Annotated in this window: 24 protein-coding genes, 1 pseudogene and 1 other annotated feature; of the genes and pseudogenes, 16 read left to right on the top strand and 9 right to left on the bottom strand. The window is 51.8% G+C overall.

Annotation, left to right across the window (positions count from 1 at the left end; all coding sequences use genetic code 11):
* Nucleotides 1-15: 15 nt before the first annotated feature.
* Together G4D77_RS20215 and G4D77_RS20210 are read right to left on the bottom strand one after the other, a co-directional pair.
* On the bottom strand, nucleotides 16-1,377 hold the full coding sequence (locus G4D77_RS20215) for an efflux RND transporter periplasmic adaptor subunit (protein WP_046238506.1): 1,362 nt from the start codon (nucleotides 1,375-1,377) through the stop codon (nucleotides 16-18).
* A 17-nt stretch (nucleotides 1,378-1,394) separates the two neighbouring features.
* Nucleotides 1,395-2,693, bottom strand: coding sequence for a TolC family protein (locus G4D77_RS20210; RefSeq protein ID WP_046238507.1), 1,299 nt, complete (start codon nucleotides 2,691-2,693; stop codon nucleotides 1,395-1,397).
* Between the two features lie 184 nt (nucleotides 2,694-2,877).
* Between G4D77_RS20210 and G4D77_RS20205 the strand changes: the two genes are divergently transcribed.
* From G4D77_RS20205 to G4D77_RS20190, 4 genes are all read left to right on the top strand, one after another.
* Nucleotides 2,878-3,561 (top strand): heavy metal response regulator transcription factor, encoded by a 684-nt coding sequence (locus G4D77_RS20205; protein ID WP_213757993.1) that lies wholly within the window; start codon nucleotides 2,878-2,880, stop codon nucleotides 3,559-3,561.
* Nucleotides 3,558-4,937 (top strand): heavy metal sensor histidine kinase, encoded by a 1,380-nt coding sequence (locus tag G4D77_RS20200; protein WP_080945264.1) that lies wholly within the window; start codon nucleotides 3,558-3,560, stop codon nucleotides 4,935-4,937. Before G4D77_RS20205 ends, G4D77_RS20200 begins: the two co-directional genes overlap by 4 nt.
* A gap of 29 nt (nucleotides 4,938-4,966) precedes the next feature.
* Complete coding sequence (locus G4D77_RS20195; RefSeq protein WP_227740894.1) at nucleotides 4,967-6,619, top strand: sulfatase-like hydrolase/transferase; 1,653 nt, start codon at nucleotides 4,967-4,969, stop codon at nucleotides 6,617-6,619.
* Between the two features lie 234 nt (nucleotides 6,620-6,853).
* Nucleotides 6,854-7,135, top strand: coding sequence for an H-NS histone family protein (locus G4D77_RS20190; RefSeq protein WP_080945266.1), 282 nt, complete (start codon nucleotides 6,854-6,856; stop codon nucleotides 7,133-7,135).
* A gap of 389 nt (nucleotides 7,136-7,524) precedes the next feature.
* On the opposite strand, the gene G4D77_RS20185 is transcribed toward G4D77_RS20190, so the two are convergent.
* Nucleotides 7,525-7,776, bottom strand: coding sequence for a helix-turn-helix domain-containing protein (locus G4D77_RS20185; protein ID WP_227740893.1), 252 nt, complete (start codon nucleotides 7,774-7,776; stop codon nucleotides 7,525-7,527).
* Nucleotides 7,777-8,115: 339 nt separating this feature from the next.
* On the opposite strand from G4D77_RS20185, the gene G4D77_RS20180 reads away from it, so the two are divergent.
* The 7 genes from G4D77_RS20180 to G4D77_RS20150 all read left to right on the top strand — a co-directional run bounded on the left by G4D77_RS20180 (nucleotide 8,116) and on the right by G4D77_RS20150 (nucleotide 15,148).
* Nucleotides 8,116-8,529: a hypothetical protein gene (locus G4D77_RS20180; RefSeq protein WP_128422634.1), complete on the top strand. Its 414-nt coding sequence runs from the start codon at nucleotides 8,116-8,118 to the stop codon at nucleotides 8,527-8,529.
* 129 nt (nucleotides 8,530-8,658) lie between these two features.
* On the top strand, nucleotides 8,659-9,195 hold the full coding sequence (locus tag G4D77_RS20175) for a DUF2384 domain-containing protein (RefSeq protein WP_128422635.1): 537 nt from the start codon (nucleotides 8,659-8,661) through the stop codon (nucleotides 9,193-9,195).
* A gap of 28 nt (nucleotides 9,196-9,223) precedes the next feature.
* Nucleotides 9,224-9,544, top strand: a complete 321-nt coding sequence (locus G4D77_RS20170) for a hypothetical protein (RefSeq protein WP_046238509.1) — start codon at nucleotides 9,224-9,226, stop codon at nucleotides 9,542-9,544.
* Between the two features lie 579 nt (nucleotides 9,545-10,123).
* Entirely contained in the window at nucleotides 10,124-10,339 is a 216-nt protein-coding gene (locus tag G4D77_RS20165) for a helix-turn-helix domain-containing protein (protein ID WP_315533295.1), read from the top strand.
* Nucleotides 10,340-11,056: 717 nt separating this feature from the next.
* Entirely contained in the window at nucleotides 11,057-11,620 is a 564-nt protein-coding gene (locus tag G4D77_RS20160) for a TnsA endonuclease N-terminal domain-containing protein (RefSeq protein WP_321575573.1), read from the top strand.
* A complete protein-coding gene (locus tag G4D77_RS20155; RefSeq protein ID WP_046238520.1) occupies nucleotides 11,611-13,869 on the top strand; it encodes a TnsB C-terminal domain-containing protein in 2,259 nt (752 codons plus the stop codon). Before G4D77_RS20160 ends, G4D77_RS20155 begins: the two co-directional genes overlap by 10 nt.
* A 10-nt stretch (nucleotides 13,870-13,879) precedes the next feature.
* Nucleotides 13,880-15,148 carry an AAA family ATPase gene (locus G4D77_RS20150; RefSeq protein WP_227740892.1) on the top strand — a complete coding sequence of 423 codons (1,269 nt, stop codon included), beginning with the start codon at nucleotides 13,880-13,882 and terminating at the stop codon, nucleotides 15,146-15,148.
* Between the two features lie 8 nt (nucleotides 15,149-15,156).
* Here the strand turns inward: G4D77_RS20150 and G4D77_RS20145 are convergent, their stop codons facing one another.
* The 4 genes from G4D77_RS20145 to G4D77_RS20130 all read right to left on the bottom strand — a co-directional run bounded on the left by G4D77_RS20145 (nucleotide 15,157) and on the right by G4D77_RS20130 (nucleotide 19,301).
* Nucleotides 15,157-16,503 carry a TniQ family protein gene (locus G4D77_RS20145; RefSeq protein ID WP_080945267.1) on the bottom strand — a complete coding sequence of 449 codons (1,347 nt, stop codon included), beginning with the start codon at nucleotides 16,501-16,503 and terminating at the stop codon, nucleotides 15,157-15,159.
* 19 nt (nucleotides 16,504-16,522) lie between these two features.
* A complete protein-coding gene (locus tag G4D77_RS20140; RefSeq protein ID WP_080945268.1) occupies nucleotides 16,523-16,852 on the bottom strand; it encodes a helix-turn-helix transcriptional regulator in 330 nt (109 codons plus the stop codon).
* Between the two features lie 65 nt (nucleotides 16,853-16,917).
* Nucleotides 16,918-18,444: a TnsD family Tn7-like transposition protein gene (locus G4D77_RS20135; protein WP_154833405.1), complete on the bottom strand. Its 1,527-nt coding sequence runs from the start codon at nucleotides 18,442-18,444 to the stop codon at nucleotides 16,918-16,920.
* A gap of 48 nt (nucleotides 18,445-18,492) precedes the next feature.
* A protein-coding gene (locus G4D77_RS20130) for an IS5 family transposase (protein ID WP_085930546.1) occupies nucleotides 18,493-19,301 on the bottom strand; the annotation gives its coding sequence in 2 pieces (ribosomal slippage) (nucleotides 18,493-18,971 and nucleotides 18,971-19,301; 810 coding nt in all).
* Between the two features lie 375 nt (nucleotides 19,302-19,676).
* Between G4D77_RS20130 and G4D77_RS20125 the strand changes: the two genes are divergently transcribed.
* A protein-coding gene (locus G4D77_RS20125) for an IS3 family transposase (protein WP_122974833.1) occupies nucleotides 19,677-20,911 on the top strand; the annotation gives its coding sequence in 2 pieces (ribosomal slippage) (nucleotides 19,677-19,959 and nucleotides 19,959-20,911; 1,236 coding nt in all).
* Nucleotides 19,955-20,071: a sequence feature (AL1L pseudoknot), on the top strand. It overlaps the preceding gene by 117 nt.
* 48 nt (nucleotides 20,912-20,959) lie before the next feature.
* On the opposite strand, the gene G4D77_RS20120 is transcribed toward G4D77_RS20125, so the two are convergent.
* Both G4D77_RS20120 and G4D77_RS20115 read right to left on the bottom strand, forming a co-directional pair.
* Nucleotides 20,960-21,547 carry an ImmA/IrrE family metallo-endopeptidase gene (locus G4D77_RS20120; protein ID WP_052734026.1) on the bottom strand — a complete coding sequence of 196 codons (588 nt, stop codon included), beginning with the start codon at nucleotides 21,545-21,547 and terminating at the stop codon, nucleotides 20,960-20,962.
* 7 nt (nucleotides 21,548-21,554) lie between these two features.
* Nucleotides 21,555-21,899, bottom strand: a complete 345-nt coding sequence (locus G4D77_RS20115) for a helix-turn-helix domain-containing protein (RefSeq protein WP_052734027.1) — start codon at nucleotides 21,897-21,899, stop codon at nucleotides 21,555-21,557.
* A gap of 388 nt (nucleotides 21,900-22,287) precedes the next feature.
* Between G4D77_RS20115 and G4D77_RS20110 the strand changes: the two genes are divergently transcribed.
* From G4D77_RS20110 to G4D77_RS30910, 4 genes and pseudogenes are all read left to right on the top strand, one after another.
* A complete protein-coding gene (locus tag G4D77_RS20110) occupies nucleotides 22,288-23,376 on the top strand; it encodes a multiubiquitin domain-containing protein (RefSeq protein WP_046238515.1) in 1,089 nt (362 codons plus the stop codon).
* Nucleotides 23,373-24,752, top strand: coding sequence for a ThiF family adenylyltransferase (locus G4D77_RS20105; protein ID WP_080945272.1), 1,380 nt, complete (start codon nucleotides 23,373-23,375; stop codon nucleotides 24,750-24,752). The genes G4D77_RS20110 and G4D77_RS20105 overlap by 4 nt, the downstream gene beginning before the upstream one ends.
* On the top strand, nucleotides 24,749-25,165 hold the full coding sequence (locus G4D77_RS31095; protein ID WP_227740891.1) for a ubiquitination-like system serine protease family protein: 417 nt from the start codon (nucleotides 24,749-24,751) through the stop codon (nucleotides 25,163-25,165). Before G4D77_RS20105 ends, G4D77_RS31095 begins: the two co-directional genes overlap by 4 nt.
* A gap of 464 nt (nucleotides 25,166-25,629) precedes the next feature.
* A pseudogene (locus G4D77_RS30910) lies at nucleotides 25,630-25,839 on the top strand (IS3 family transposase); the annotation flags it as partial.
* Between the last annotated feature and the right edge of the window lie 472 nt (nucleotides 25,840-26,311).

The raw sequence follows: 26,311 nt of genomic DNA, 5'->3' as shown, positions 1-26,311 counted from the left end.
TCTCCGATCCCCGCCTCAGTGAGCATGCTCTGCGGTGGCTTTGCCAAGCTCTGCCTTCAGCAGAAAACTGCCTTCAGCCACATACGCTTGATCCGGCTTGAGGCCTTCAAGAATCTCGGTGTTTTTCGTGTCCGAGCGACCGACACGGACGGGCTGAGCCCGGAATCCACCTTCGACCGGAACGAACACGACAGTTTGCTGGTTCTCAATACGCTGAATCGCTGTCGACACTACTGTGAGCGCTGCATCTTGGGATGATGCGGTGACCTCCACGTTCACAAACAGGCCTGGACGCCATGCACCATCCGGGTTAGGCAAAGTGATGCGGGCGGGGGCCGTTCGCGTGTCTTGACCAATGAGTGCGCCAACGTAGGAAACCTCGCCGGTCGCTGTCGATTCGAAAGCCGTTGCACGAACCGTCGCCTTTTCCCCTACACGAACTGATGGCATGTCTGGGGCGGAGACTCGCATCTCGGCCCAGACGGAGCGGAGGTCGGAAATCGTGAAAACCTGCGTTGTGTCCAGGACAGCCTCACCGATAGAAAGATGCTTTTCCACGATGACGCCATCGAACGGCGCTCGTAGCTCGAACCGGTTGAGCCCAGCAGCAGAGCCAGCTCCCGCCCCGGTTGCTGCCAACTTCTGCTCGGCGTTGGAGACAGCGATCTCAGCCTCGCGTAGTACCTGCTGCGCTTGCAGATAGTCTTGCTCTGCGGAAACTTTTTCTTCCCAGAGTTGCTTCTCGCGTTGATAGGTGGTGCGCGCCAGTGCTAGGCGCTTCTGAGCGCCAAGCAACTCGCTTCGTTGTTCTGACACGGCGACACTGCTCAGTACAGCCAAGAGTTGGCCCTTTTTTACGCTTTGCCCAAGATTGGCCGGCACACTTTCGGCAACGCCCGCGACGCGAGGGACAACGTGTGCCGTCCGGTCTTCATTGAAGCGGATTTCACCTGGCAGTTGAAGCAAGCTGCGCACGGTCGCTGGCCCAGCTTGAGCCACTTTTACCCCGGCGACCTTGATACGCTGCGCGTCCATGGGAATCACGCCTTCATCGTCATCGTGACCAGCCTCTGCAGCAGGCTTGGCAGAGGCTTTGTTTTCGCCACTTTCCTCATGATGCTCACCGTCGGCATGGCCGTCCTCATCCTTGTGAGCCTTTGTTGCCTTCTCACCATGGTGCTCTTGGTCGGCATGACTTGCCGCTTCACCATGGCCGTGACCTTTTTCCTGGGATTGAGCTGCTTTTTCGCCCGCAGGCGGGGGGCTCGAAGAGCCGTTTCGAAGAATTAAAGTCGCTGCCAGGACCCCTACGGATAGGATGCTCACAATTGCGATAACTGTGCTGCGCTTAGAACTTGGAGAAGAGTTCGTGTTCATGTTTGAGGCTCAGAGGTTTACTGGTCAGCTTGTGTACCGAGCAGGCGCTCGAGATCTGCGACGGCACTGTGGGTGGACAGCAGCTGGCTTAGGTACTGGCTACGTGCGTCGAACCACGTGCGCTGTGCATCTAGTACGTCGAGGTAGCTAAACTTCCCGAGTGAAAAGCCCTTCACTGCGGCTTCATAAGCCGTCTGGGCCGTGGGCAGGACTTGGGTTGAAAGTTGCTGTGCAAGACGACGGCTAGTCTCCAGCTGTTCACGCGCCTGGAAGAGATTCGTCTGCATCTGAACGCGCAACGCTTGAAGCTTCTCTTCAGCCTGATCCGCGAGGCGCAGCGCCTGTATCTGGTTGCCCCGGTTGGTGTCCAGCACCGGCAGTGGGATCGAAACCCCCAGTACCAATTGATTCCGTCCAACCTCTTGGGCCCGCTTAACGCCTAAGCTCACGGTGGGGTCCGGCATGCGCTTGGCACGTTCCAGATCTGCGGACGCACGGCTTTGCTCCAGGAACGAGCGCGCTTGCCTGATGGCAGGCGATTCCTCCAGCCGCATCAACAAGTCTGGGGCCGCAGGAGCTTCGGGGGCGATATCGAACGTGCCAAGCGCTGGACCGAATGCAAAGCCTTGTCCGCCCAGAAGTGCCTGCATTTGTTGGCGAGCGACTCTCAGGTCTGACTCGGCCTTACCCAGTTCAAGCTCGGCTCCAGACTCTGCCACCTTTGCGCGGCTTTCTTCCAATGGGGCGACCTTGCCTGCAGCAACGCGTTTGGTCGCGGCCTCGCGCGCATTTCTCACAATTTCCAATGTCTGTTTTGCAACAGTCACGCGCTCCTGGGCCGCCAAGAGGCTGTAGAAAGTCGCCCTCACGTCAGCACGGATGTTGGCGCGGGTAGCTGCCAGCTCGGCTTGTGCAACGTCGCGTCCCCGTTCAGCAATGCGCATCCGAGCATCGCGCTTGCCTCCAACCTCTATCAGCTGGTTCCACTGCACAGTTGATGTCTTGGTACGACTGCGGGTATCTTCTTGCAAGTAAGACAGCTCAGGGTTAGGGCGAGCTTTGCTCTGGAGCACGGCGCCGTCGCTGGCCGACAGGCCGAACTCAGCCGCGCGAAGGCTTGGATGAGTCGCGAGGGCCTTCTCGACCGCGACAGCGAGAGTCAGGGACGGGGGCGCCTCACTTGACGCTGTGGTGGGGCCGCTTGAGCTCGTGGGGACGGCGTGGGCCAAACCCGCTCCAGCCAACATGCTGACTAGCAAGGTTTGGCAAAGGCTTGTGCGAAGCCTACTCTTGCCACGTAAGGTTACCAAGTTCATGTATGAAACTCCTGCCCGGCAAAGCCCATGTGCCTGTCGGTCGCTGTAGTGCCCTGAAATATTTATGCGCAAGCGCATGTGGTGGGCGAAGGGCACTATAGGGGACGCTATCCGGCTGCATCCTGATAATAAGATGACAAATTTATCATCCAAGCGCCAGGATCTTAGGATCAAAATCCGCCCCATGAGAATCCTAATAATTGAGGATGATGGGAAGTTGGTGGACCAGCTTGCTCGCGGCTTGGTTGACGAAGGCTTCTCCGTTGACTCAGCCTCCGATGGGATTACCGGACTCAATAAAGCAGCTACCATAGAATATGATTTGATCATTCTAGATGGAATGCTTCCTGGAATAGACGGATTGGCGGTCCTAACTGCTCTTCGCCAATCCAAACAGACATCCGTTTTAATGCTTACTGCAAGATCGTCTGTTGAAGATCGGGTTACTGGCTTGAAATGTGGTGCAGATGACTATATGGTCAAGCCTTTTGCTTTTTCCGAACTGGTTGCACGCGTGAGGGCGCTACTCAGAAGATCCCCTGTCTTCAACAAGCCGTCAGCTGAACCAACAATTTTGAGAATTCATGATTTGGAGATAGATCTTGCAAGGCAGCGGGCTTTTAGAGCAGGTAAAAGGCTTGATTTAACTGCCAAGGAATTTAGTCTATTGATACTTTTAACCAGAAGGCAGGGTGAGATTATCTCGCGCTCCGAACTCGCGTCACAAGTTTGGTCAATGAATTTTGACTCTGAGACGAATGTGGTTGAAGTGGCAATTCGAAGACTTAGGCTAAAAACAGATGAACCATTTGACAAAATATTGCTGCATACGGTTCGAGGAATGGGCTATATTATGGAATCAAGATGAAAAATAACAAAAAAAAGAATAAAGCAACTCGTCCTTTATCCACTCGCCTGTCGATTTCCCTTGCTTTTCAAACTATTCTTGGACTAGGCATTGTTTGCATTACCGTCTATCTGGTAATCGCTCAAACACTATCTGCCAAACAGGCTGACGCGCTTGATCACAAGCAGATCGCTTTAGAGCGCATGTTAAATGAAAGTAAATCACAAGTAGACTCAGAGTCTTTGCAAGGAACCCTGCTGGATTTTCTGAGCGGACATGACGATCTGTCCCTGCTAGTCAGAAAAGATGAAAAAAATGGGGAAGCTTTATTTGATCTTGTTAGACATCATAAAAACACCATCAAAAGAGAGTTCTTCGCCAAGCTTCAAAAATTCGATGGGATGTCTCAAAGTGTTGTGGTTACACTGATATTAGACAGAAGTCCCGACGATTTGATATTGCGGCATTTGGCATGGACCTTGGGTATTGCCGCTATCGCAAGTACACTAATTGTTTCGATATCGAGTGTCTGGCTGGTCAAGAAGGGTTTATCACCGATAAAATTTCTGATAACTCAGGTGCGGCAAGTCTCGGCACAGAACCTAATACATAGGCTGGATGATAGCCAGCAACCACAAGAACTTCGACCGCTTATAGGTCAAATCAATGATCTTCTAGATAGGCTATCGGTTGCTTACAAACAAATGGAATCATTCAATGCCGATGTTGCGCATGAGTTGAATACTCCACTTTCTACTTTGATAAGTAGCTCAGAGCTAGCGCTCAGGAAACGCAGAACCTCCGAAGAGCTTATTGATGTCCTATCTTCTAACCTGGAAGATTTACACAGAATGGCCAATATCGTTGCTGATATGCTATTTCTTTCGAATGCCGACCGCGGCAATGGGGCGCGGCTTATAAAAATCTGCAGCCTCGCAGATCTAGCGAGAGAGGTTATAGACTTTCACGAAGCTGCAATTATGGAGGCTGGCTTAGAAGTGGAAGTGCATGGTGATGCCAGTGGCGTATTTGATGCAAGTTTAGTACGTCGTGCTCTCTCGAATTTATTAGGGAATGCCACACGATATGCCAATATGGGAGGGAAAATATTGGTGGATATTCGAAGACATGAGAATTTATCAGAATCCACCGAAATAAAAACCTCTATTATTGAGTTGACTGTGACAAATGAAGGCAAAACTATACACCCAGAGCACCTACCTAGACTATTTGATAGATTCTACAGAGCAGACTCTTCGCGGTCATATGCAAATAAAAATCACGGATTGGGTTTGGCAATTGTTTCAGCCATCGCTAGGCTTCACATGGGAAGTGTTTTTGCAAGGTCCGAAAATGGCGTTACGAGTATCGGCTTGATATTTCCTCAGAATTCATAGATAGTTGTATAGTTGCCTTTGCCACTTTATTGAGTGAGCGCCATTTTTTCGGTTTGTCAGTGAAAAAATTTTGGAAAATAATCCATAGTAAGATGGAAAAATCAGGGGTGGTGGCTGCGCTGCTCCTGATATCAACTTTTTTCGTCTCCCTGTTAGGACAAGACAGCCTCAGAGCCGCAAAATCTTTTTTCCTATACCTTCCTTTCGGTATTTTTATCTTCTGGGGCTTGAAGAAGAAAGATATCGGTTGTTTTTCCAGAGTATTTGTTTGGATTGCAACATCAATCTTCTACATTGATGGCATCGTTCGATATTTTCTGAAGGAGGCATATGGAGCCTCTCCGGAGAGCTCCCTTGTACTGGAGGCAGCGGCAAACACAAATATCCGCGAAAGTGCTGAATATCTTTTTGCAAATTCAGTACGTTTCTTGATACTAGGCTCTGGTCTATTGGCTCTAATGCTTTTCTCAGGAAAACTTCTGATGATCGCGCGCGCTGATGCAACGAACTCATCTCGGCTATTATCGGGATTCATTCTTCTTCTTATGCTAGTTAGTGTGGTTGCACATCTTAGTAAGCCGTGGAGACGATTGCACCCAGTGTTTTTTTGGCAGGATTGGTATAAATCTGTATCTGTGGTGAAGAGCAATTGGAAAACCCAAGCATCTTCTCGTGAAGATCAACTCTTTCGAGCAAATGCAATATCTCCAAAAATAGATCGCAAAGGTGGATCGGTTGTCGTCCTAGTAATTGCCGATAGCATTAACCGCGACAACATGGGAGTCTACGGGTATAAGAGAAATACAACTCCAATATTGTCTTTGAGGCGAAAGGAACTAGGGCGTGATATGGTGATATTCCGTGATGCTTGGTCTTTGGATGCAAGCACAGTTCCTGCGTTTGAAAGTATGTTCTCGCTGCAAGGCGCTAATGGTGAACAGTCTGTTCATCTGATGGCGATGGCTCGATCCGCTGGATATAAAATTTGGTGGGTGAGCAATCATGATGATGTGGCTATTGAGTCGCGTCATGCAGCTTATGCAGACACAGTTGAAATGGTCAATCGGACCCCTGGGCGTTCATCCTCCTCATTAGACGGAGAAGTTCTTGAGGGCCTGGAAATGGCCCTAAATGATTCTGCTGAAAAAAAATTCATAGTCGTTCATTTGCTAGGCGCGCATCCTCACTACGCCCTCAGATATCCAAAGAATGAAAACCCATTCTCCCAAACAATGGATGACATTGACTATGAGATGCAAGAAAAGAAAAGGTCGTTTTGGGTTAAGGGATTCAGGGAACAGTACGATTCAGCAATTCTTTATCATGACTCTGTAGTATCCAAAACTCTGGATCTCACTAGATTTGCAGGCAAATCGCCCTATCGCGCATGGATTTATCTTTCGGACCATGGTCAAGAAGTTGGGCATCTGCTTGACAAGGCCGGCCACAGTCCAACTACAGAATCCGGATATCGCATTCCAGCCATGATCTGGCGCAATGATATTGGCAGTGAAGGAGAGATGGGTGCTGGTGAGAGAAAGTTCAGATCTGACTGGATGGCGTGGGCGGTGGCCGATCTTTTGTCTCTACAGTGGAAAAATAAGAATACTAACTTAAGCATTTTATCCGATAATTATCAATGGACCCCCCCTCAATACAACTTCAAACTAACATACAAATAGTAAAACAACCTACCTACAGGGTCATGCAAAATAGGACTTGAATAGGCAAATGTTTGGTATCAATTCTTGAAATTGGTTTATTTTTAAGGATGGTCTTGGGGCTGGCCAAGCTGGCTGGCTTCTACTCCCAAGCTAAACCGCATGCCAGCGCAACAGTACCGCAAGTACGCAACCTAGCATCATCAAAATATCATAAAATTTCTGCGTTGCTATCACATAGATTAGGTGAAATCCATGACAGTTGATTACAAGGCGCTTCTCCAGCAGAAAGCTGAGCTTGAAGCTAAGATCGCCCAGGCTTTGGCCGCAGAGAAGGCTGGTGTTCTAGCCCGAGTTCGAAGCCTAGTTGCAGACTACAAGCTGTCGGCCGAGGATGTGTTCGGTGGCTCCAAGCGCAAAATGGGGACGGGTACGCCGAAGTACCGGGATCCGGCCACTGGCTCTACTTGGACAGGCCGAGGTAAGCCGCCAACATGGATTAAGGGCATAGCAGACAGATCTTCTTTCGAGATCTGAGCTACTTGAATTCCGACGTAACCTCGGGGTGCTCATGACATTCCCCCCTATGCTCAAAGGATAGGCGGGGCTTGTCTACCGGACCAGGGGCAGTCTACGCACCTTAACAAGGTGTCTTTGAAACCAGCAGCAGCCCACAACGTGGATTTTGGGCAAGAATCGCGACGACTATCTCATCTTCGAGCGCCCTACATCAGAGGGCCCCTTCCTGGCGGAAATGGCAACCGCAGCAGATCCTTAGCCGCAACTGAGGAACTCCCAACTGGGTTGGAACAACGGCAACCGCGAAGCTTGCCGCAGCCAACCCAGATGTGCCTCCAACGGCCCGTGGCAGCTTGCCAGTACACCCTTCTTGCGTACGGCATCTGCTTGGCCCCCGAACAACGAAACTACTGACGGGTTGGCACTTGAGCTGTTAAGTGCCCCTTCAGGTACCGTGCCTGTACCCGTGCCATGAAGTTGCCCAGCGGAAGCTCCAGGGCCTCTGAGAGCCTGTACAGCACGCTCAACGTGGGCTGTTTGCGCGCGACTTCAATCAAGCTGATGTAGGGCCGATCGAGGTTGCATCGTCCAGCCAAATCCTCCTGAGTCAATCCCAGCTCCCGACGACGAGCCTTCAACTCCAGGGCAAGCGCCTCCATGAGTGGTTGGTTCGTGCTCGGGCGCATCGAGTGACTGTGTCAGGTATGTATACTTTAGACACGTGTCTATAGACAGCAAAATCAACATCCATGCGGCCATGCGCACCGCAACCACTCCGGGCTGAGCGAACCTAGGGAGAGGAGCTCCTAGTTGCGTCGAGGCGAATCCATCCGATATCAAACAATTTTTTGAATATGACAATGAAGGCGGAAACATGGCGAGAAATAACTCTAACCGATCAATTATTGGAATGTGGACCGTCAAATGCGAATTCTGAATTCAGGATCTTTTCGTATCTAGATTTTCGAAATGCAGGTCGACTTCACAATGTAGCAATCATGGCAGATCTAGAGGGGAAATTAAAGAAACTACTGGGCGTTGACAGCTGTACGATGCATCTCATTCTAGGAAAAAATGCAATCAATGGAGATGCCTATAATCTATTAATTGCACTCGGTATCTCAGGCAAATTTATCTACGCAGTCGATCCACAACGAATAGGCATAATTTCAGAAATTGAAGCGTCTCGCAGAGACTTTAGATCAGCCACGTTGCGAAAATACTTAGGAATTCTGATTGGGCTGGTGGGAATTCCATTGATCCTGGTGATTTTCGGCAGTGTGATGGTTGTGGCAGGATTTTTCACGTGGCGCTCGGCTGAGCAACAACGAAAGGCACTAGCCTCAAAAATTGAACTACTGAAATTGCATAAAAAAGTGATTGATAGCCTTTCCGAGGCTCGCTTGCTCTAAGCGAAACCACCTTGCGATTCCTCATTATTGAGTAGAAGCTCAATAGACCCATGGTATCGGTCACTAGCTTGTATGGAGGATTGATATTAAATAGAATCAGTGGATGCTTCTTTGATGCAGATCGATAAAATGAGCAACAAACGCATTGTTTTGTCTTCCAAATTTCTACGCGCTTGGATTCATGAATCAGCACTTGAAGATGATTTCAATTATTTGCGCGGATTGTGCACAGAGAATTCAATAGACGATCTATGGTGCCGTCAGCTTTTACAAGCGCCGACGATGATGCACATCTGCCTAGCTTATTCTGGGTTACATACTAGGGTGCTATCCAATATATCAGAAAGAATGAACATAACGGAAGAACAGATTAAATCATCGCTAAGGTTAGACAAAAATAAGATCTCCAATATAGAATCACCAAGCCCCATATCGGATAATGAAAGAATAATAAAACTCTGTTGCTTAATAGGTAGAGCAAGGCTGATAGTTGAAGAATCCGGTATAGTAGAAGAATTTAATGCTGCGGCATGGGTTGGGAGCTGGCTATACTCCTCATGCCCGGCTCTTGCGGGCGAGCAACCCGCACACCTCCTGAGCACCTTAGAAGGTATCGGATACCTCACCCTGAATGTCGAGATAATGCAAAGCGGAGCTTATTTCTGAAAAGTCTTCGTTTAGTCTGCGTTAATACATGACCAGCGACAATCACCTCAAGCAGGACCGTCAGAGTCTGATGCTCCACATCGAAGCCGTAAAGCTGCTTGATGCCGAACCTGCTTTAGCTAACATAGCCCTAGCTACGCTTATACGCTGGGACGAGCATGTGTCTCCTCGCTCAAAGCCTTTGCGCGAACAATGGTTCCGAATAATCAAGAACAAGGACTGGGCTCTTGCGCTCGAAGAGTCAGAGCGCGGCAATCAACTTCGCCAAGCCTCACCTCTTACAACTCTTTTACCTCAGGCCGTACGCCTAGAAATTATTCGATCTCTTAGAACAAAAAGCAGTCATTGATGCATTTCCATGCATTGCAAGAAGTAGAGACTCTGGCGTTTTCACTATCAAGTTGACAGACAACAGGAAATGCTTGCCAAGCATTTTGATACAGCAGCACCGTTGTGAATTTATCGCCCCCCCATAGGATGCTTTGTTGCAGCTCCTTGTTACCGATCGTTGAGCTTGCTCTGGCGATGATCTAAGTCTTTGGTGCGGAAAAATTTCCTACCGCATTAGTCACTACCACATAAAAATATCTCAAACCTATAGATTTCGATTTAGGCACTTGATAGCTCAAAAGCTATGTAACGGATCGTCGCCATGGAATTTTTTACCAAGCAACTATCACTATATTCTTTTTAGCCAACCTCATACACTCGCCCGCTCTGTATTTTTCAACCTCTCCCTAAGCATCCGAAAAACAAGATCAAAAACGATATTTTTCCGTTGATCAGATAACAGCAAAAAAATATCACATCAGACTAAACCAAGTAAGTTCTCAGCAAAGAACCAGCCATAGTTTTTTTTGGAATCTCAATAGACACACTTGCCGTAGGCTAGTACTATTCATCTAGATTCCTAATCTGTGCGCTATTAATGTCATCTCTGCATCACAATCTTCCGAGGCGCATGCTCGACGGAAAACCTGTTGCGATTACGCGCGAAGACTTTCATCGCGCTGGAGTGACAGTGTCAGACTGGGCAAAACAACATGGGTTCAGTCCGCGCCTCACATATGAGGTACTAAGAGGTGGGCGAAAATGTTTGCGAGGTCAAAGTGCACTCATCGCGGAGGCCTTGGGTATGAAATAGACCAATCTTTAAGATCGATAGAATTATTGATTCCATGCAATAAAAAAGTCGGCCTCGGGTTGCACCCCGAAGCCGACTTACCCCGAGAAGCTTGTCCTCAGAGGCATCCAACACCTCAAATTTATCCGCCCTTGAGCGGAGGGTCAAGTCTTCGTTTGTGCAGTTTCATGGACAGCCCAGCGGGCGTCCAACTGTAAAAAGCCTTGGAGACGTGAGATGACCTACGCACCTTCTGCTGCCTAGCCAGCACCTACACCCCATCAATCAAACATCCCAACGCTACTGCAAGCGTGGGAGCTTAGACCGCGCAATTCGATTTATGTCACCACGAACACTAGGGCGGCCGGGGAGAACCTCGACCGCCTAGGGAGAACACTCGTGCGAACAGAAAAGCGTTTTACTCCCACAGTCCTCGAACGATTCTCCAAAGAGGGGCGAGGAACCGGCACCTATGCTGACTACACGCCGTGGCATAGGGTTTCGCGAGGAGATCCATCAAGCATAGGGCGCTCACATCTGATCGTCTGGCGAGATCGTCAGCGCGAACTATTAAGTGACCAAGAATGGAGCGGGTTGAATTTTGCGGGCTTGGTGCCAAACCTCGTCGATCTTACTGAACAGTTTCCGCTAAGCCAGGATAGCTCATCGCATGAGCTTTCGCGTTGGCATGTGGGTTTCGAGACAAATCAATTTCCTGGAACACGCGAAATCGCAGAGATGCTAGGAATCAGACATCCACAACTGTCCAGTGGCGACCAGAGTCGCCACTGGACAAGCACAACCGACCTCCTGTTAGTTCTACAAAGTGAACGTGGTTTGCTGGAGTTACTCGCCATTTCCTGTAAACCATCTGAAATTATTAGCACCCGCTCTAAAGAACTACTTATGCTGGAGAAGACATATTGGGCCCAGCGAGGCGTTTCTTGGCTACTTATTACGCCGAACCAATATGATGCGAACGTGAGCTTAACACTTCGCAGGACCTCTCCATGGGGCTATGCCGACCCCGCCAGCCAAGCGGAAATAGATATTGCATGCCAAGTCGTACGATCCGAGCCCTGGCTTCCATTTTCGGATGTTATACAAAGCATAACGTCTCATTTAGGGGGGGGAAACCATATCTATAGCGCGCAAAGGGCACTATGGCAGGCAGTTTGGCGGGGTTTTTTACCAATTGACCTCCGCAGAAGCTGGAGGCCCCACCATCCTCTCGCTTCTGTTTCCCGAGAGATATTTTCTTCTTTCAATCCCATCTTGGCACGGAGGTCTGCATGCATTTAATACATAACCAAGTTTACAAACTGACAACAGATGCCAATGGACTGGCGGCAGGAATTTATCGAATAATCGCAGATGACATCAGAACTGATACAACCTATTGCGTACAGATTAAATCTGAATCAACGCATGCAAGGCCGAAAGGTGGGCGACCTCGTATTGGAGCACTGAAGCAGACAAAGCGCTATACGTCCACTCATTTAGTAGGATCCTTATACAAAGTGCTCCGCAAAGATCTTCTCGAGCTTATAGCTAGTCACGAGCTGATTCTTCTTAGTCTAGATTTACCAGGAATTTATTATAAAAAAATTGAGAAGCCTAGAGCACTCAAAGATTTTGAGAGGCGCTGTCAAATTATGGAGCAATTCATTGACTATGAAAATCTCAAAGAAAGCATTTTGATCTATGGCAATCTTGCGAACTTGGTGAAACAAGCGATGCAGAAGCACAAGGTAAGTGCCTCATACGTTTATAAGCTGTGGTCGATTCTATGCATTTTTGGCCTCACCAAAACCAGCCTTCGTACCCGTTTTGACAAATGCGGCGCACCAGGCATAAGGCGTGAACTTTCTCCAAATAATATTAGAAAGAAAGCAGGTAGAAAAACCGACTCTCAACGATTATCCTATAAATTGTTCGGTTGTTGGGGTGAATCAATACAACCAGGAATGAGTACCATCTGGAGATTTAAAATAATTTCCGCAGATAAGCTCATTCCGACACCTAAACCACCGATGACAGAGCGCTACACACGCATCATAGCAGATCAATTCAGCAATGCAATGCGAATTGATGACAATGGCAATATAGTAGCAGTTGAACTAAAAAAAGGTCAGTATCCGAACTATGCACAAGTAAAGCGAGTGCTCACCAGTGGAATTGGGGATATCGAGCTGATACGCGAAAAAACCACTAAAGGACATTTTCAAAGAAATCTTCGAGGATTAACTGGAGTTTCATGGGAGGGATCCGAGGGACCAGGACAAATCTATGCAATAGACTCGACGATAGGCGACGTATATCTTAGATCTTCGATAAATCCCTCCTGGATTATTGGCCGACCAATCGTATATGTGATCGTAGACGTTTTTTCTACGGCTGTTGTTGGATTTTATGTTTGTCTCACCGGCCCAAGTTGGGACACGGCCCAAGTGAGCCTCTTCAACTCAGTCGCACCTTCCGCTCTTTTAAGTGATTTGTGGGGATATGAAATGAGGCAGTCGCTTTATCCCACACCAACGCTTCCTGCAAGATTACTCTGTGATCGAGGAGAGTACCTTTCTCTTCGTGCGAAGGCAACAGGCATGGCTCTTAAAACCACGCTCAGCTATACACCACCGTTTCGCCCAGACTTAAAAGGAGTCGTAGAAGTGATGCATCGCATCATGAAAAACGTTCAATATCACTTCCTACCAGGCGCAATGGATGCTCGGCGTCGGGAATATGATCTTCGCCGATCGAACCCCGCGGCTGCAATAATGTCAGTGCGCCAGTACATGCATTTTTTACACGAATGCTTTTATGTCTACAATCTATCCGCAGACCGTAGCAAGCGCTTGGACGCACATATGATTGCAGATGGTGTTTTCCCCAGCCCTGCCGGACTGTGGCACTGGGGCCATGCGATGGGAGTCGGCTTCTCACGCGCGCAATCACAGGCCGAAGTAATTACCCAACTTTTACCTGATGACACAGCGCGAGTAACGCGAAATGGCATCATATTTCGCACCAATGTCTATAGCGCACCAATCATAGAAGAAAAACAGTGGAGCACTCGCGCACGCTCAGTAAAAGGCAGCTGGGATATCCCGATTAATTATTATCCAGGATCTGTCTCTCGAATCTGGACATCTCATGAATCCGAAAAAGGCATGATTGATCTATCTATCTCAGATCACACTCGGGCTGACCCGTCCCTTACTCATGATGAAGTCATAGATACATTTACCTATCAAAAGCTCAAGGCGGCGGATATAGCGCATAGACGCGTAGAGGAAGCACTCCTTGGCTATCGCCGTAAAGAGCTCATTCGCCATCATGCCTTTGAAGAGACACGCGCCGCCCGTCAACGAACCAAAGGACTCACCCCCTCGATACGTGAAGCACGTGCTCTTGAAATTGATTTCGCGAGTCAATCGATGACTGGTGAGGTCAAAGGCTCCTCTCAAGCGCGTGCTCAGTCCAAGTCAAATTACGACACGATGATGAATGACTTGCTTGCAATCATGAATAAGGATTCGCAAAATGCCTAAGCAGACCCCCATGCCCGCCATCATTCACGATCCTTATGCCGGAAACAAACTGATTGAGCAGCTAGGAATCATACGATCTCGGCAAGAAATCGCCAAACTCTTGCTAAACCTCCCACCTCGGCCTCCCAAGGATATTGGATCTATTCCACGTCACATCCGGCTGCATATGCTGATGACAGTACGAGATATGCACATACCCAGCATGGAGGAGTTGCAGTTGTATGAAACGATGGACATAATGATCCGGCAAAACTATGACCACATTCATCCATCATCATCAAGCACGTGGAGCAGGATTAGTGGAGAGGATCCTCACTACAAGCCTCCGGTTAATGTACCAACCTATGGCGCGGCAGTTGTTGGTGTTTCCGGTTCTGGAAAAACTCAGGCCATAAGTAGATGCCTAAATACATACCCCCAGATCATCCAGCATTCCTCATTCTTTCGGATGGTCAATGGGCTGCAGCAGGTAGTTTGGCTGTCTCTTAACGTCCCCGCCAGTGGAAAAGCCAATGAACTTGCTGCCACCCTCATGACCGCATGGAAAAGAGCAACGGGCAGCACACGCTTCGACAAGACTCTCTCTGGCAACTGGAGCGATGGCCCGAGGATGTTGGACGAGTGGCGCCAGGTCGCGTCGAGTCACTTCCTCGGTTTCCTGCACTTGGATGAGGTTCAAAATTTCTTCAAACTATCGAGCCTCGATCAACGTAGAAAACGCAAAGCGGGAGATCCACATCCGGAGCTTAGAATCATCGAAGACCAATCGCTCAAGTGGATTCTCTCCGCTCTGAACGAGTGGCAAATTCCGTTGCTCGTTTCAGGCACGCCAGACGGCATTGGAGCACTCACCAAACGTCTTAGCAACGCAGAGCGCATTGTCACATCTGGTCATCACGCATTTAAGCACTTTTGGGGTGAAAACGATTCAACGTTCCGAAAACACTTTTTACCAACACTCGCGCTTTACCAATTCGTAGCTCAACCACTGCCCGTCACAAAGGAGTTGGAGGATACTATCCTCAATATAACTGCGGGTGTGCAACGTTTGATTATCGCCTTATGGATCGCTGCGCATCGGGTGGCCTTCGAACGAAGCGACGACGATATTCGCATTACGGACTTCCAGATCGCTGCAGAAAGCTATCTCGCCCCTATTAGTCCCGCCATAGCCGCACTGCGCAGCAATGATCCAGAGCGCCTAGCATTATACGAAGATCTTTCATCTCGAGATCACAGCTTCTGGGCTCAGTTCTGGAGTAAGGTTTCTCAGGTATAAAATATTTTTCAATTGATTGCCGCCTCGTTCTGTATTGAAGGCAGCTGACCTTTCGCTTGGCGCGCCCGTGGTCTGATGCTAATCTTCGGACTCATTCGCTCAAGGGCGATTGCCATCTTAGGGCCGCACCGACGCATTAGCGCATCAAAGCGCGTCTCGGTCATACCGGAGGTTTCAAGACAAGAGGTATAGGAAAGCTTGTCTAAATAGTACGCTTTCAATGCAATGACTGCTCCAACGTCCGATGTCTCATCCCACTCCGGTAAGTTTGGTAAACCGAGATCACACAGGGCTTTTCGTACGGTATGAAGAGGCAACCCCAGCAGCTGTGCGACCACTGAATGCCCGCCCTTCGCGGCTACATACTGGTCAAATAGCTCATGCGCGTCTGGAATATTTGGTTTCTCGAACCGTGACCGCCACAATGGCAGCACTTTCCCATTGCTGGCTTCAGCCAATGCACATACTGCTTGGTCTGCGCTCTCAAACAGCATCGACAGCACCAGCAAGTAGGCAATTACGGACGAGGCAGATTTTCGTAGATAAAGGGTTCCATCCACTTGGTGGAGGTAAGTTCCTGGAGATTTTTTGACCACTTCGTGAAACACGGTGCTCAGCCACTGTTCTGGAAATAGCTCCTTGATCCGGTCACTGATCAACGCACCTTTTTTCGAGCAAGCGTTGGCCTTGAAACCCTGCGCGCTCCCCATATCGCGGAGAAGTGGAGTAATGAGGGCAACATCGAGAGGAGAAGTCCGATCATAGAGCGCGGTAGCCAGATCTAAGAACCGCTCCACCTGAACATTGCGAATGGCAGGCGTCACCCAGTCCAGGGGTATTTTCCCTAACTTCCCACCATATTCGGCAGGGGAAGTAAGGAAGGGATCCGCTCCGGCAGCAAAGCTCAGCGGTTCCTCGTGTTTGGGACACCACAGCTGGCCTGGAGTCTGCAAGTCTCGGCGCCAATAGCTCGTCCCGTGAAAATACATATCTGCCCTCACACATTCCTCGCAGAAGAAGGCCGCCGGATACTTTCGCAAGGTGCCACTGACGTATAGCAGACTTGTGCGCTCAGCAGCGCCATGCACAAGCGTTGGAAGATAGGAGGTAATCCCCCGGCGAAGCGGCATGGTCGTGTGACGCTGCGCAAAGTGCTCGGTAGTCATTCCCGCCATCCGGCTTAGAAGCTCGTGCGTTGTGACTTCACGGCGTGTCTTCCCTTCCTTACCAAAGTGCCCGGCCATCGCTTCGACCATGTCCTTTGGGGAACGGTAACCATTGATCCGCATGATCCGTCCCAGATAGCCGCGATCCATTTCTTCCGGCAAAGGTGCTGGTTGAACAAGCATGTTCATGGGCTGTCTCCGTTCATGGTCAAGTAGGTCTGAAAATCGCCAACGACCGAATCACCGCCGCGAGAGCCTTGGCATGTGAAGCGGAGCCATCCCATGTGGCTTGAAGTGCCTCAATCAGTTCCCGATTGCCGCGCACAGCATCTGCACTGATGCCGCCCTCGAACCGTTCAACGAAAAGACAAACCTCTTCAAACAGTCGGGAAGCCCTGATGCCCTCCCCTTTGAGGATGCGACTGACCTGCGATTGACTGGCCCCAACATGAGCAGCGATGTCGGCTTGGGCGATTCCATGCGCCGTGCAGATGCGTCGCGCGTTGGCTGCGCGTACTCTCACTTCCGTTTCCATCATGCATTAAGCATACATTAATACATATATGCATATCAAGTTCAAAACGCGAGTGCAATTGGGTTGACTCAGCGCAAAAGGTCCTGAGATGGCACGTGTGCAGTCATTGCCGCCTGGATGGCCTCAAGGGTGCGGGGCAGCCGGTGCAAAGCAGCCTGCTTTGCTCGGAGATCAGGTATTTGCTGGCACAACTGCCAAAATTGGATACGCCGCACGCCCCGCTCCTCCATGAGACGCAGCGCTGCTTCACGGACCAAGCCGCTTAGTCGTTCGTCTCTAGCTGCCCAGTCAACCGGGAGGGACCTTGAACGCTGGGGAAGAGGCGCCGGCTTGTGAGCATCCAACCAGGCGCGGTCGTTTCGATAGAGCCAGGTGTAGGTGCGCGTGTCCATTTGGCGCATCCATTTAATCCCGAGACTTCCCGATAACTGCAACAGCTGGAGCCATCGTGCTCGCGACTGGGATCTCGCTTGTTCTCTTCGCGCCTCAGACCAGTCTGCATGCAGAGTTACGTCGCTGAGCAGCAATCGAGTGATGGTCCCGACTGAGACACCCGCTCGAAATGCCACTTGCTCTTTGTCATTCCCGCGGCGCAAGTCACGGCTTGCGCCGGCACGGACATCTGTAGACAGCTTCTGTGGGCGGCGTGAAATCGCTATTCCAGCCTTTGCAGCCCACACGAGCGCTGTATGCGTATCGACACCAACCAAGCCTGCAGCTCTGCGCACAGATTGCCCCTCCTGCTGAATGAGACTGCAGAGGTGGGTAACTCGGGGGTCAACAACGGGCACTGTGGCCGGAACACCCTCATGAGTGGGCGGGTGGTTGTTGAGACTCTCAGATTTCAGTGCGACGTCAAAGCGTTGGACATCGCCAAACAGCCAATGGATAAGCAGTAGGTGCCTCAGTGGGTGGGTGCCACATCGGGGAGGTCTCAGCAATCGGCCTAACTGTGTCGCCATAGCTACTCCATCTTCCGCCAGCGCGGCAAACTCCGGAATGCACCTCAGCGGCTTGCAGTAGTCGAGGAAGGCCGCCGCGATCTGAGCCGTACGCAAGCTGGCAACACCAGCAGTCCATCCACGCAGCCGTAGTTCTTGACGGTAGACCTCGTGCAGTTCTCTCCACAACAAAGGCTGGTGTACCGCTGCTTGGACAAGGGCCTCAATGAGTTCTGCAAGGCTCAGTAACACGCAAGACGAGGCGGTCTCGCCGGTCACCAAACTGGCAGGATTCAATTCACTCCAGTGAGGCAAAAGCCATTGAAAACGCTTTACCCCATTGGCTTTGAGGGTTGATAGCAACAGTTGTTGTTTATGTGTCGTGCACATCCATACACCTGGGAACTGGTGCTTCAGATGCCAATAGGCCCACCCGGTCTCGCGGATGTCCTGCTCCATGCATTGGGAACAGGCTTTTAGCGGATGGTTAGCGCGAAATCGGCTTGTGAGGATGCCAAGGCGCAGCTTCAAATAGGCTACGCTGTTACTGGACATGCACGCTACTGCGTTTTCAGTCTCACTTTGTGGAACGAAGGCTGCGTAGAATTTAAGTAGAGTCCGCTCTCTCGCAACGGAATTTACGTCGCCAAGCAAACCGTTTGTGCGCTGCGCGAAGGCACCAAGACTATTGGATAAGACTGGCTAACACCACCGATCCACGAAGCGCGCGCAGATGATCGCTGCCGCCAATTTCAGCAGCGCTTCGTGGATATCCAGCCGTCGTTCAAAGCGGATTCGCAGCTTGCCAAAGCCTGCAAACCAGCTGTGCGTCCTCTCCACCACCCACCGGTGTTTGCCCAGCCGCTCGCTGCTCTCAATGCCTCGTCTGGCAATTCGGCCAATGATGCCCCGCTGCCTCAGGTGGGCTCGGCATCGCTTGAAGTCGTAGCCTTTGTCGGCGTGCAGCTTTGCCGGTCTTCTACGGGGACGTCCTGGCAGGCCAGCAATCGCAGGAATCGCGTCCACGCACCTCTCGAACATCTTGGAGTCGTGCCGGTTCGCGCCGCTGACCAAGATCACCAGCGGGATGCCTCTGGCATCTACGACGATGTGCCGCTTGGAGCCGAGCTTGCCTCTGTCCGTGGGGTTTGGGCCCGTTTCCTGGCCCCCCGGGGGCTTGGTACCGAGGAGCCATCAATGCTGGCCCGGCTCCAATCGATTTGGTCATGTTCACGCAAGCGAGTCAGCATGGCCTGGTGCAGCTGCTCCCAGACACCAGCGGCGTTCCAGTCGCGTAGGCGCCGCCAGCAAGTCATGCCGCTGCCGTAGCCCAGGGATTGGGGAAGGTCTTCCCATGGAATGCCTGTTTGCAGCACGAACAAGATGCCGTTGAGGGCGGCCTCATCGCTGACTGCGAGCTTGCGCGCACCGCCTTTGGCAGAAGGCACGAAGGCTGGGATCAGGGGTTGTAGCTGTCGCCACAGTTCTTTGCTAACGGGTCGTCTTGCCATGAGGGCAGCGAGCATAACTGCTCTGCGGGGGCCTGTGACGAAGTGGTGTTAGCCACTCTAAATCATGATGGGTACCGGCACGTGCACGGCCGAAGATCAGTTGGCATGTTTGAGCAGATGTGACGTGTCCCCACAACTGGTGATGACGGCTAACAAGACTGAACAGTGTCTCGTCAGGCAGCCAGCACAGGAGCTGATACTCGGAAAATAGGCTGTCCACTTCTGGCATTTCAATAGAGTATTCCGAAAGAAGTCGCTACACAAGGAATCGCTCATCTGGACGTTACAAAGAGCTGCCGCTAGCTTCACCGGACGCCTACCCTACTGAATCGCCCCGGGTTTTGAGGAGGCTCCAACACTTGAGAAGATGGAGCTATGACCAAGTCAAACAAGTTCTCGCCCGAGGTGCGCGAGCGTGCCGTACGCATGGTGCAGGAGCACCGAGCCGACTACCCTTCGCTGTGGGCAGCCATTGAATCAATAGCCCCCAAGATTGGCTGCGTGCCGCAGACCTTGAACGATTGGGTCAAGAAGGCCGAGGTCGACAGCGGCCAGCGTGCCGGTACCACCACGTCAGAAGCCCAGCGCATCAAGGAGCTGGAACGTGAGGTCAAGGAGCTGCGCCGGGCCAACGACATCCTGAAGACGGCCAGCGCGTTTTTTGCGCAGGCGGAGCTCGACCGCCGATTGAAGTCTTGAAGAACTACATCGACCGCCACCGTGACGACTACGGGGTCGAGCCCATCTGCCGGGTGCTGCAGATGGCCCCATCGTGTTACTGGCGCCACGCAGCCCGGCAACGTAACCCGCAACTGCGCAGTCAACGCGCCCAGCGTGACGAGTGCTTGAAGGCGGACATCCAGCGCGTGTGGCATGCCAACTGGCAGGTCTACGGGGCCGATAAGGTCTGGCTGCAGATGAACCGCGAGGGCATCCCGGTGGCACGTTGTACTGTGGAGCGACTGATGCGTGCCATGGGCTTGCAAGGGGCTCGCCGTGGCAGGGCGGTACGTACCACCACGCCTGACACATCAGCGCCGTGCCCGCTGGACCACGTCAACCGGCACTTCAAGGCCAGCCGTCCCAACGAGCTGTGGGTATCGGACTTCACCTACGTCTCCACCTGGCAGGGCTGGCTGTACGTGGCCTTCGTGGTGGATGTGTACGCCCGGCGCATCGTGGGCTGGCGGGTCAGCCGCAGCATGCAAACGGACTTCGTGCTGGATGCGCTGGAGCAGGCGCTGTATGCCCGCCAGCCAGCAGCCCATGCCTTGACGCACCATTCCGACAGGGGCAGTCAATACGTCAGCATCCGCTACACCGAACGGTTGGACCAGGCGGGCATACAGCCCTCGGTGGGCAGCCGGGGTGACAGCTACGACAACGCGCTGGCCGAGACCATCAACGGTCTGTACAAGGCCGAGCTGATTCACCGCCGGGGCCCCTGGAAGACCAGGGAATCCGTGGAGCTGGCCACCTTGCAGTGGGTGCACTGGTTCAACCATGTCCGACTACTCACGCCGATTGGGGGCATCCCTCCGGCAGAAGCTGAGGCAAACTACTGGAGGCAACTAGCCGTCAGCGACACCTCGGCAGAGGTGTCAACTTAAACCAATCGGCCTCCTCAAAACCCGGTGCGATTCATGGCTCGTCAAAGCTCAGTCAAACAATGTTGTTTGCTTAAGTGGCGCTCCCAAGGTGCTCTCGATGACCTTGAGTTGCTGAAGTCGAATCAAGAGTGCCTGCAAGCTAACTTTGAGCTCTTGGGCCAAGCTCTGCATCTGATCTTCATCAGAAATATCCCGAACCAAAGCTTCTGCAGCGATCACAGGCGCAGGCATCAGCAACGCAGCGGCAAACATGTTTGCCTCACGCTCCTCCTGGGGCGTGGTCGTTGCTCCAACAGCGGTGTAAGCGAACGATGAAGCTTCACCAACGCGTTGGTATATGCGCAGGTCCTTATCTACGATCATCCTGTCACCTGTATCGTGGAGGATCAGGTGGCCGAACTCGTGGCCAATCGTGAAACGCTGCCGGACCTCGGGGTGCTCTTGATTAACAAAGATGTGCCGCTCGTGACCGCGCACGACAAGCGCACCTGACACATCCGCTTCCATCTTCTCCCAATGAATTTCTGCATTGCAGAAATGCGCGATCTTCGATAGATCGACCGGCGTACTAGTCACACGCGCACCTCGCAGAAGCTCCTGCGCGCGCTGTTCAATAGTCTTTACTGTGTGAGACATGTGCCCCTCAAGTCGGTGCCAAGACGCGTGCGATGGCGCTTCCCAACAATGGACTGCCAGCAGAACTCAGCTCAGCCATGAGCGACGGTCCGTCAATCTCGGACTTTTGGTGTTCGGAAACCGCCTCTCGCTGTAGCGCCTCCAGCAGGCTAGCGACGTTGACATCAAGAGCCTCACAGATGCGCAGCAAAACATGAAGTGGAACCTTCTGCGTACCCTTCTCAATGTTGGTGATCGAAGTACGCTCCAAACCGACCTGCTGAGCCAACTTGGCCTGCGTCAGCTCAGCAAGCAACCGGCGAGAACGAATGTTCTCACCCAAGGCAACGTACAGACCGCTCTCTTCAATCACGTCAACGGCTCCTCTGGAACAAAATCTAGTCAATACAAGCGGCCATGTCAACCGCGCTGACATGTCAACAAGGGGCACATGACAAGGAATGTGCTCCCCGTTGACACATGCGGGCGCAACCCTATAATGTCAACCTAGAGCACATGCGATGGCATGCGTGACTAGTACTGACATGGAGGGTGAGATGAACGCAGCAAAATGAAACAAGGGGTCAAACCAGTGAAGGTTGACCCCCTGAGTGAACTCACGCGATCGCGCTCGTTCGGTGTGGAAGCCAAGAGTGTCGTGCTGAGCGCATGAGGTTGTCAACTTTTCATTGGAAAACTGCAGGGCGATGTGGGAATTTCCCACATCACTAGAAGAAGTTTTTTAAAGAAAAGGAACCAAAATGGTTTCGCATGAAGATACCCGCCCCGGCCAGGGGCAACAAATCCATGTCTGCGGCCTTGACCTGGAACTGCGTACCGTCCACCTTGACGATGGAACTCCTACAGGGACGCAGATCGCGCTTGCAGCCGGATTCAATCCTGAACCTCAGGTTTGCGTCCTTCAGTGGTTGGATCATGGTGTTGAGGACATTAGCCCGACCGAGGTAGCTCGCCTCAAAAATGGTGAGAACCGGTTCATCGTCTGCGAAAGCGATGCCCTGCTGCGGCTGACGGTCGATGGCCTGCGATACGACTGGCCAGCCTCCAGCGTTCCGGTAAAGATCTTGCGCAAGCTAGCAAACTTGCCTCCATCTAAGAGCTTCTACCTTTCGCTCGAGCGCGAGGAAGATCGCTTGCTGGACGATGATGAAATTGTGCAGTTGGGAGCGGCTGGGGTAGAACAGCTCTTCACCCGCTGGGTGTTGAAAATCCAGGATGACTTCTTCGGTTTCCGGACTTCGACTGTGAAAGTCCGTGATGCGCTGGCTGTCGCAGGCATCAACCTCGACAAAGGGTGGCAGATCTTTTTGAAGGTGAAAGACCAGCCCAAACGGGCCTTGACCCTGGACGACGACATCGACTTGACCACACCCGGAATCGAGAAGCTGCGGGTTTCACCCAATGAGATCAACAATGGGGAAGGCGTGCATCTGCTGCGCCAGTTTCGGCTCCCGGAGGGTGATGAACTCCATCTCAACACCCACTACCCAGGTTGGCAAGCGGTGGTTCAAGGGGAAACCCGTTGGGTCATCCTGCCTCAATATCAGCTGCCTGAAGGGTACTCGCCTTCCGTGGTGCAGTTGGCGCTGAACATTCCTCAAACATACCCCATGTCTGAGGTCGACATGTTTTATCTGTTTCCGCAAGCGACGCTCTCTAGCGGAGCTGGGATACCGGCAACCGAAGCGCGTGTCGTGGTCTCGGGGATGCAATTTCAACGCTGGTCCCGTCACCGTGGCGGCGCTTCTCAGTGGCGCCCTGGCGTCGACAACTTGATCACGCATCTTGCACTCGTTGAAACATCTTTGCTGAAGGAGGTCCAGCAATGATGCCGGCCTCGTGTCTAACGTTGACGCATGAGGTGTATGAGCGCGCGCGCAAGCACCTTTTTCCAGGCGACGGACTCGAGGCCGCAGCGATTCTGGTTTGCTCCAGAGTCGCCGGAAATCGAACACGCCTTCTTGCACACGACATCGTCCTTGTACCCCACTCACAATGTCAGCGCCATGCTGACTTCCTTAAGTGGCCTGGCGTCGCCGTCGAAGCTGCGATCGATAAAGCTGAGCCAACTGGTGACAGTTTGATTCTCTTGCACTCACATCCAGGAGGGTTTTTTGGCTTTTCTCAATTGGACGATAGTAGTGATCAAGAAGTCATTCCCTGCCTGCATCACGCAATAGAAACTTTGCACGGCTCAGCAATTATGGTTCCCACAGGTGCAATCCTTGGGCGAATTTACTCCAAAGCCATGGAGTGCCACATAATCGATGTAGTGACGATGGCCCATCACGACTTAAATTTCTGGTGGGCTGATGGTCAGTTTGCAAAGCGTCCCATGGCCTTTACCGCCGAATCTCGTGACGAGTTGGGAAGACTGTCAGCATGCGTGGTTGGGGTTTCGGGCACAGGATCGATCGTTGCAGAGCAGCTTGCCCGGCTAGGTTTTGGTCAGATTATCTTGGTAGACTTTGATCGTGTAGAGCAGAAAAATCTGAACCGCATACTGAATTCAACGGAATCTGATGCCGGCTTGAATGTACTCAAAGTGGATTCCATGCGACGTGCTATCGACTCATACAGGGGGGCAGACGTTGCCCTGCCTGTTCCTGAAAATATCATCTCGCGTACGGCAGTCATCAAGGCTTGTCAGGCCGACGTTTTATTCAGCTGCGTCGACTCTCAGGAAGGCCGGCAAATCGTAGACTTGATTGCAGCATTTTTCCTGTTGCCGGCCTTCGATGTGGGCGTAACCATACCGACGCGATCAGGGAAAAAGGGGCTGAGCATCTTTGATGTATGTGCTCGCGTGGACTATGTTTGGCCAGGAGCCCCCATGCTCTATGAGCGCGGAGTATATACGCAGCAAGGAATTCGAGGGGAGTACTTAAAAAGAACGGATGCCGCTCAATACAAATCGCAACTTGATGAGGGATATATTCCTGGCGCAAATGAAGAAGCTCCTTCAGTAATTTCGCTAAATATGAGGGCAGCAGCGGATGCTGTGCTTGAGTTCATTGCCCGCGCATACCCATTCCGTCATGATGGAAATAGTGGCCATGCCCGCCGAAAATTATCTCTTGCGGCGACTGAAGAAGATTTCTTTGGCGAGGAATATTTTCCTTCGCATCCCTTCCATTTTCTAGGCAAAGGAGCACAAGAACCCTTGCTTGGCATACCGGCGCTTTCTACGGAAACCACGGAATGAAAAAATATTTAGGGTTGAAATCCTTCATACGTAATTCTGCGCAAAGATTAACAAAGGCATTTTCCAAGTGGTGGGGCCGATTTTGGGCAAGTCCACCAGCCGGAAGACGCCTGATAGTGGTGTCAGGCGATAGTTTGCCGAAGGAATTGCCGGAAAGAGACCTCGTGCTAGCACGAGATGAAGGTGAAGATTGGTGTATTGGAATGAAGTGCCCGTGCGGCTGTAGTAGATCTCTTGAGCTCCTCCTAATCCCTGAGGCACGCCCACGCTGGGAACTGACGGTTGATGCTCAAGGCCGTCCAAGCTTGCATCCATCTATTTGGCTTAAGGATGGATGTAAATCTCATTTCTGGATTAAAGAAGGAAAAGTAGAGTGGTGTGAAAGTTCGTCAAGTGTCTCTTCATTAAATTGAAGTATTGCTTGTTCGAAGAATATATGTGCGATTAAATAGTCGAAGCATTCCAATTTAATATTTAAAGGAGCGTCTCCATGGGGAAAAATAGTAAGCAAACCTCGCCTAAAGTGGCATCCCTTGCTGCGAAAACTCTTCAAAGCCCGTCCTCAAGTGGAATTCAGAAGACCATGGCAGCATCTGCGCTACGTCAATCGGGAGGCTCTGCGCAGACTGGAGGGAAAACTGAAGGCAAAGCATCCGCAGCGCTGGACAACTCTCGCTCTTCGTCAACGACAAAAATACTTGCTGCCTCGGTTCTATCTCAGTCCAATCGCAAACGCTGAGCTGGACTGCCCTCTGGTCCAGCAGACAAGCTCCGCCAATCCTTGGAGTGGACTGCCCCTGGTCTGGTAGACAAACCCCAGCCTCAAGCCGAGGCGCGTTCAAACGCCTCGGGACTGATGCCGCCAAGATGGCTGTGGCGGCGCGTGTGGCATGGCGTGCTGGCATTAGGGGAGCACTGCGGACTGCACCGCATTAAGCGGCTGATGCGTGAACGGGCACTTCCTGCACGGCCTCGTCGCCGAGGCCTGCCCAAAGACCTTGGCGAGCGCAGCGCCTTCGCCGACAACGTGCTTGACAGCCAGTTCCAGGCAGATGCGCCAAGCCGCAATTGGGTGGGTCGTTTTAGCGATGCGGCCTGGCGTGCCAAGTTCGGTAGCATGCAACCCAGCGAAGCCACGCGGCTGCACGAGATAGAGGGCGAGAACGCCAAGCTCAAGAAAATACGAGCCGCGGCCCGCTTGCACATTGAAGCGTTGAAGGTGGGCTTCGAGGTAAAGCGCTGACCATGCAGACCAGACGCGAGGCCGCTGCCAAGAGGGTTCAGGAACTGAACATCAGCGAGCGCAGCGCCTTTCGCTATGCGGATAGTCCAGAACGAACAGCCAGAATCCGCGCCGCACGAACAATTGCGCGGCCAAGCTGAGCACGCGCATCGTCGAATTGGCGCTGGGCACTGACACTTTGGCTAACAGTGCATCCAATAACTGTTGACCTTGGAGGGACAGCAGGTGAACTACAAGCGGGTGTGGCGCCTGTACAAGCTGGCGAACCTATCGGTGCCGCAAGCGACGCAAGGCCAAGCGTCCCCGGGCGAGCTTT

Origin of the sequence: Delftia sp. WY8 (assembly GCF_018437695.1) — a bacterium.
GTDB classification, from domain to species: domain Bacteria; phylum Pseudomonadota; class Gammaproteobacteria; order Burkholderiales; family Burkholderiaceae_C; genus Comamonas; species Comamonas tsuruhatensis.
The sequence above is the reverse complement of the archived record's forward strand: the minus strand, read 5'-3'. Positions and strand labels throughout refer to the sequence as shown.

What these genes read in the sequence shown, in the direction of transcription:
- G4D77_RS20215 (WP_046238506.1), bottom strand. Translation starts at nt 1,377, where the DNA reads ATGAACACGAACTCTTCTCCAAGTTCTAAGCGCAGCACAGTTATCGCA.
- G4D77_RS20210 (WP_046238507.1), bottom strand. Translation starts at nt 2,693, where the DNA reads ATGAACTTGGTAACCTTACGTGGCAAGAGTAGGCTTCGCACAAGCCTT.
- G4D77_RS20205 (WP_213757993.1), top strand. Translation starts at nt 2,878, where the DNA reads ATGAGAATCCTAATAATTGAGGATGATGGGAAGTTGGTGGACCAGCTT.
- G4D77_RS20200 (WP_080945264.1), top strand. Translation starts at nt 3,558, where the DNA reads ATGAAAAATAACAAAAAAAAGAATAAAGCAACTCGTCCTTTATCCACT.
- G4D77_RS20190 (WP_080945266.1), top strand. Translation starts at nt 6,854, where the DNA reads ATGACAGTTGATTACAAGGCGCTTCTCCAGCAGAAAGCTGAGCTTGAA.
- G4D77_RS20185 (WP_227740893.1), bottom strand. Translation starts at nt 7,776, where the DNA reads ATGGAGGCGCTTGCCCTGGAGTTGAAGGCTCGTCGTCGGGAGCTGGGA.
- G4D77_RS20180 (WP_128422634.1), top strand. Translation starts at nt 8,116, where the DNA reads ATGGCAGATCTAGAGGGGAAATTAAAGAAACTACTGGGCGTTGACAGC.
- G4D77_RS20175 (WP_128422635.1), top strand. Translation starts at nt 8,659, where the DNA reads ATGAGCAACAAACGCATTGTTTTGTCTTCCAAATTTCTACGCGCTTGG.
- G4D77_RS20170 (WP_046238509.1), top strand. Translation starts at nt 9,224, where the DNA reads ATGACCAGCGACAATCACCTCAAGCAGGACCGTCAGAGTCTGATGCTC.
- G4D77_RS20165 (WP_315533295.1), top strand. Translation starts at nt 10,124, where the DNA reads ATGTCATCTCTGCATCACAATCTTCCGAGGCGCATGCTCGACGGAAAA.
- G4D77_RS20160 (WP_321575573.1), top strand. Translation starts at nt 11,057, where the DNA reads ATGCTAGGAATCAGACATCCACAACTGTCCAGTGGCGACCAGAGTCGC.
- G4D77_RS20155 (WP_046238520.1), top strand. Translation starts at nt 11,611, where the DNA reads ATGCATTTAATACATAACCAAGTTTACAAACTGACAACAGATGCCAAT.
- G4D77_RS20150 (WP_227740892.1), top strand. Translation starts at nt 13,880, where the DNA reads ATGCCCGCCATCATTCACGATCCTTATGCCGGAAACAAACTGATTGAG.
- G4D77_RS20145 (WP_080945267.1), bottom strand. Translation starts at nt 16,503, where the DNA reads ATGAACATGCTTGTTCAACCAGCACCTTTGCCGGAAGAAATGGATCGC.
- G4D77_RS20140 (WP_080945268.1), bottom strand. Translation starts at nt 16,852, where the DNA reads ATGATGGAAACGGAAGTGAGAGTACGCGCAGCCAACGCGCGACGCATC.
- G4D77_RS20120 (WP_052734026.1), bottom strand. Translation starts at nt 21,547, where the DNA reads ATGTCTCACACAGTAAAGACTATTGAACAGCGCGCGCAGGAGCTTCTG.
- G4D77_RS20110 (WP_046238515.1), top strand. Translation starts at nt 22,288, where the DNA reads ATGGTTTCGCATGAAGATACCCGCCCCGGCCAGGGGCAACAAATCCAT.
- G4D77_RS20105 (WP_080945272.1), top strand. Translation starts at nt 23,373, where the DNA reads ATGATGCCGGCCTCGTGTCTAACGTTGACGCATGAGGTGTATGAGCGC.
- G4D77_RS31095 (WP_227740891.1), top strand. Translation starts at nt 24,749, where the DNA reads ATGAAAAAATATTTAGGGTTGAAATCCTTCATACGTAATTCTGCGCAA.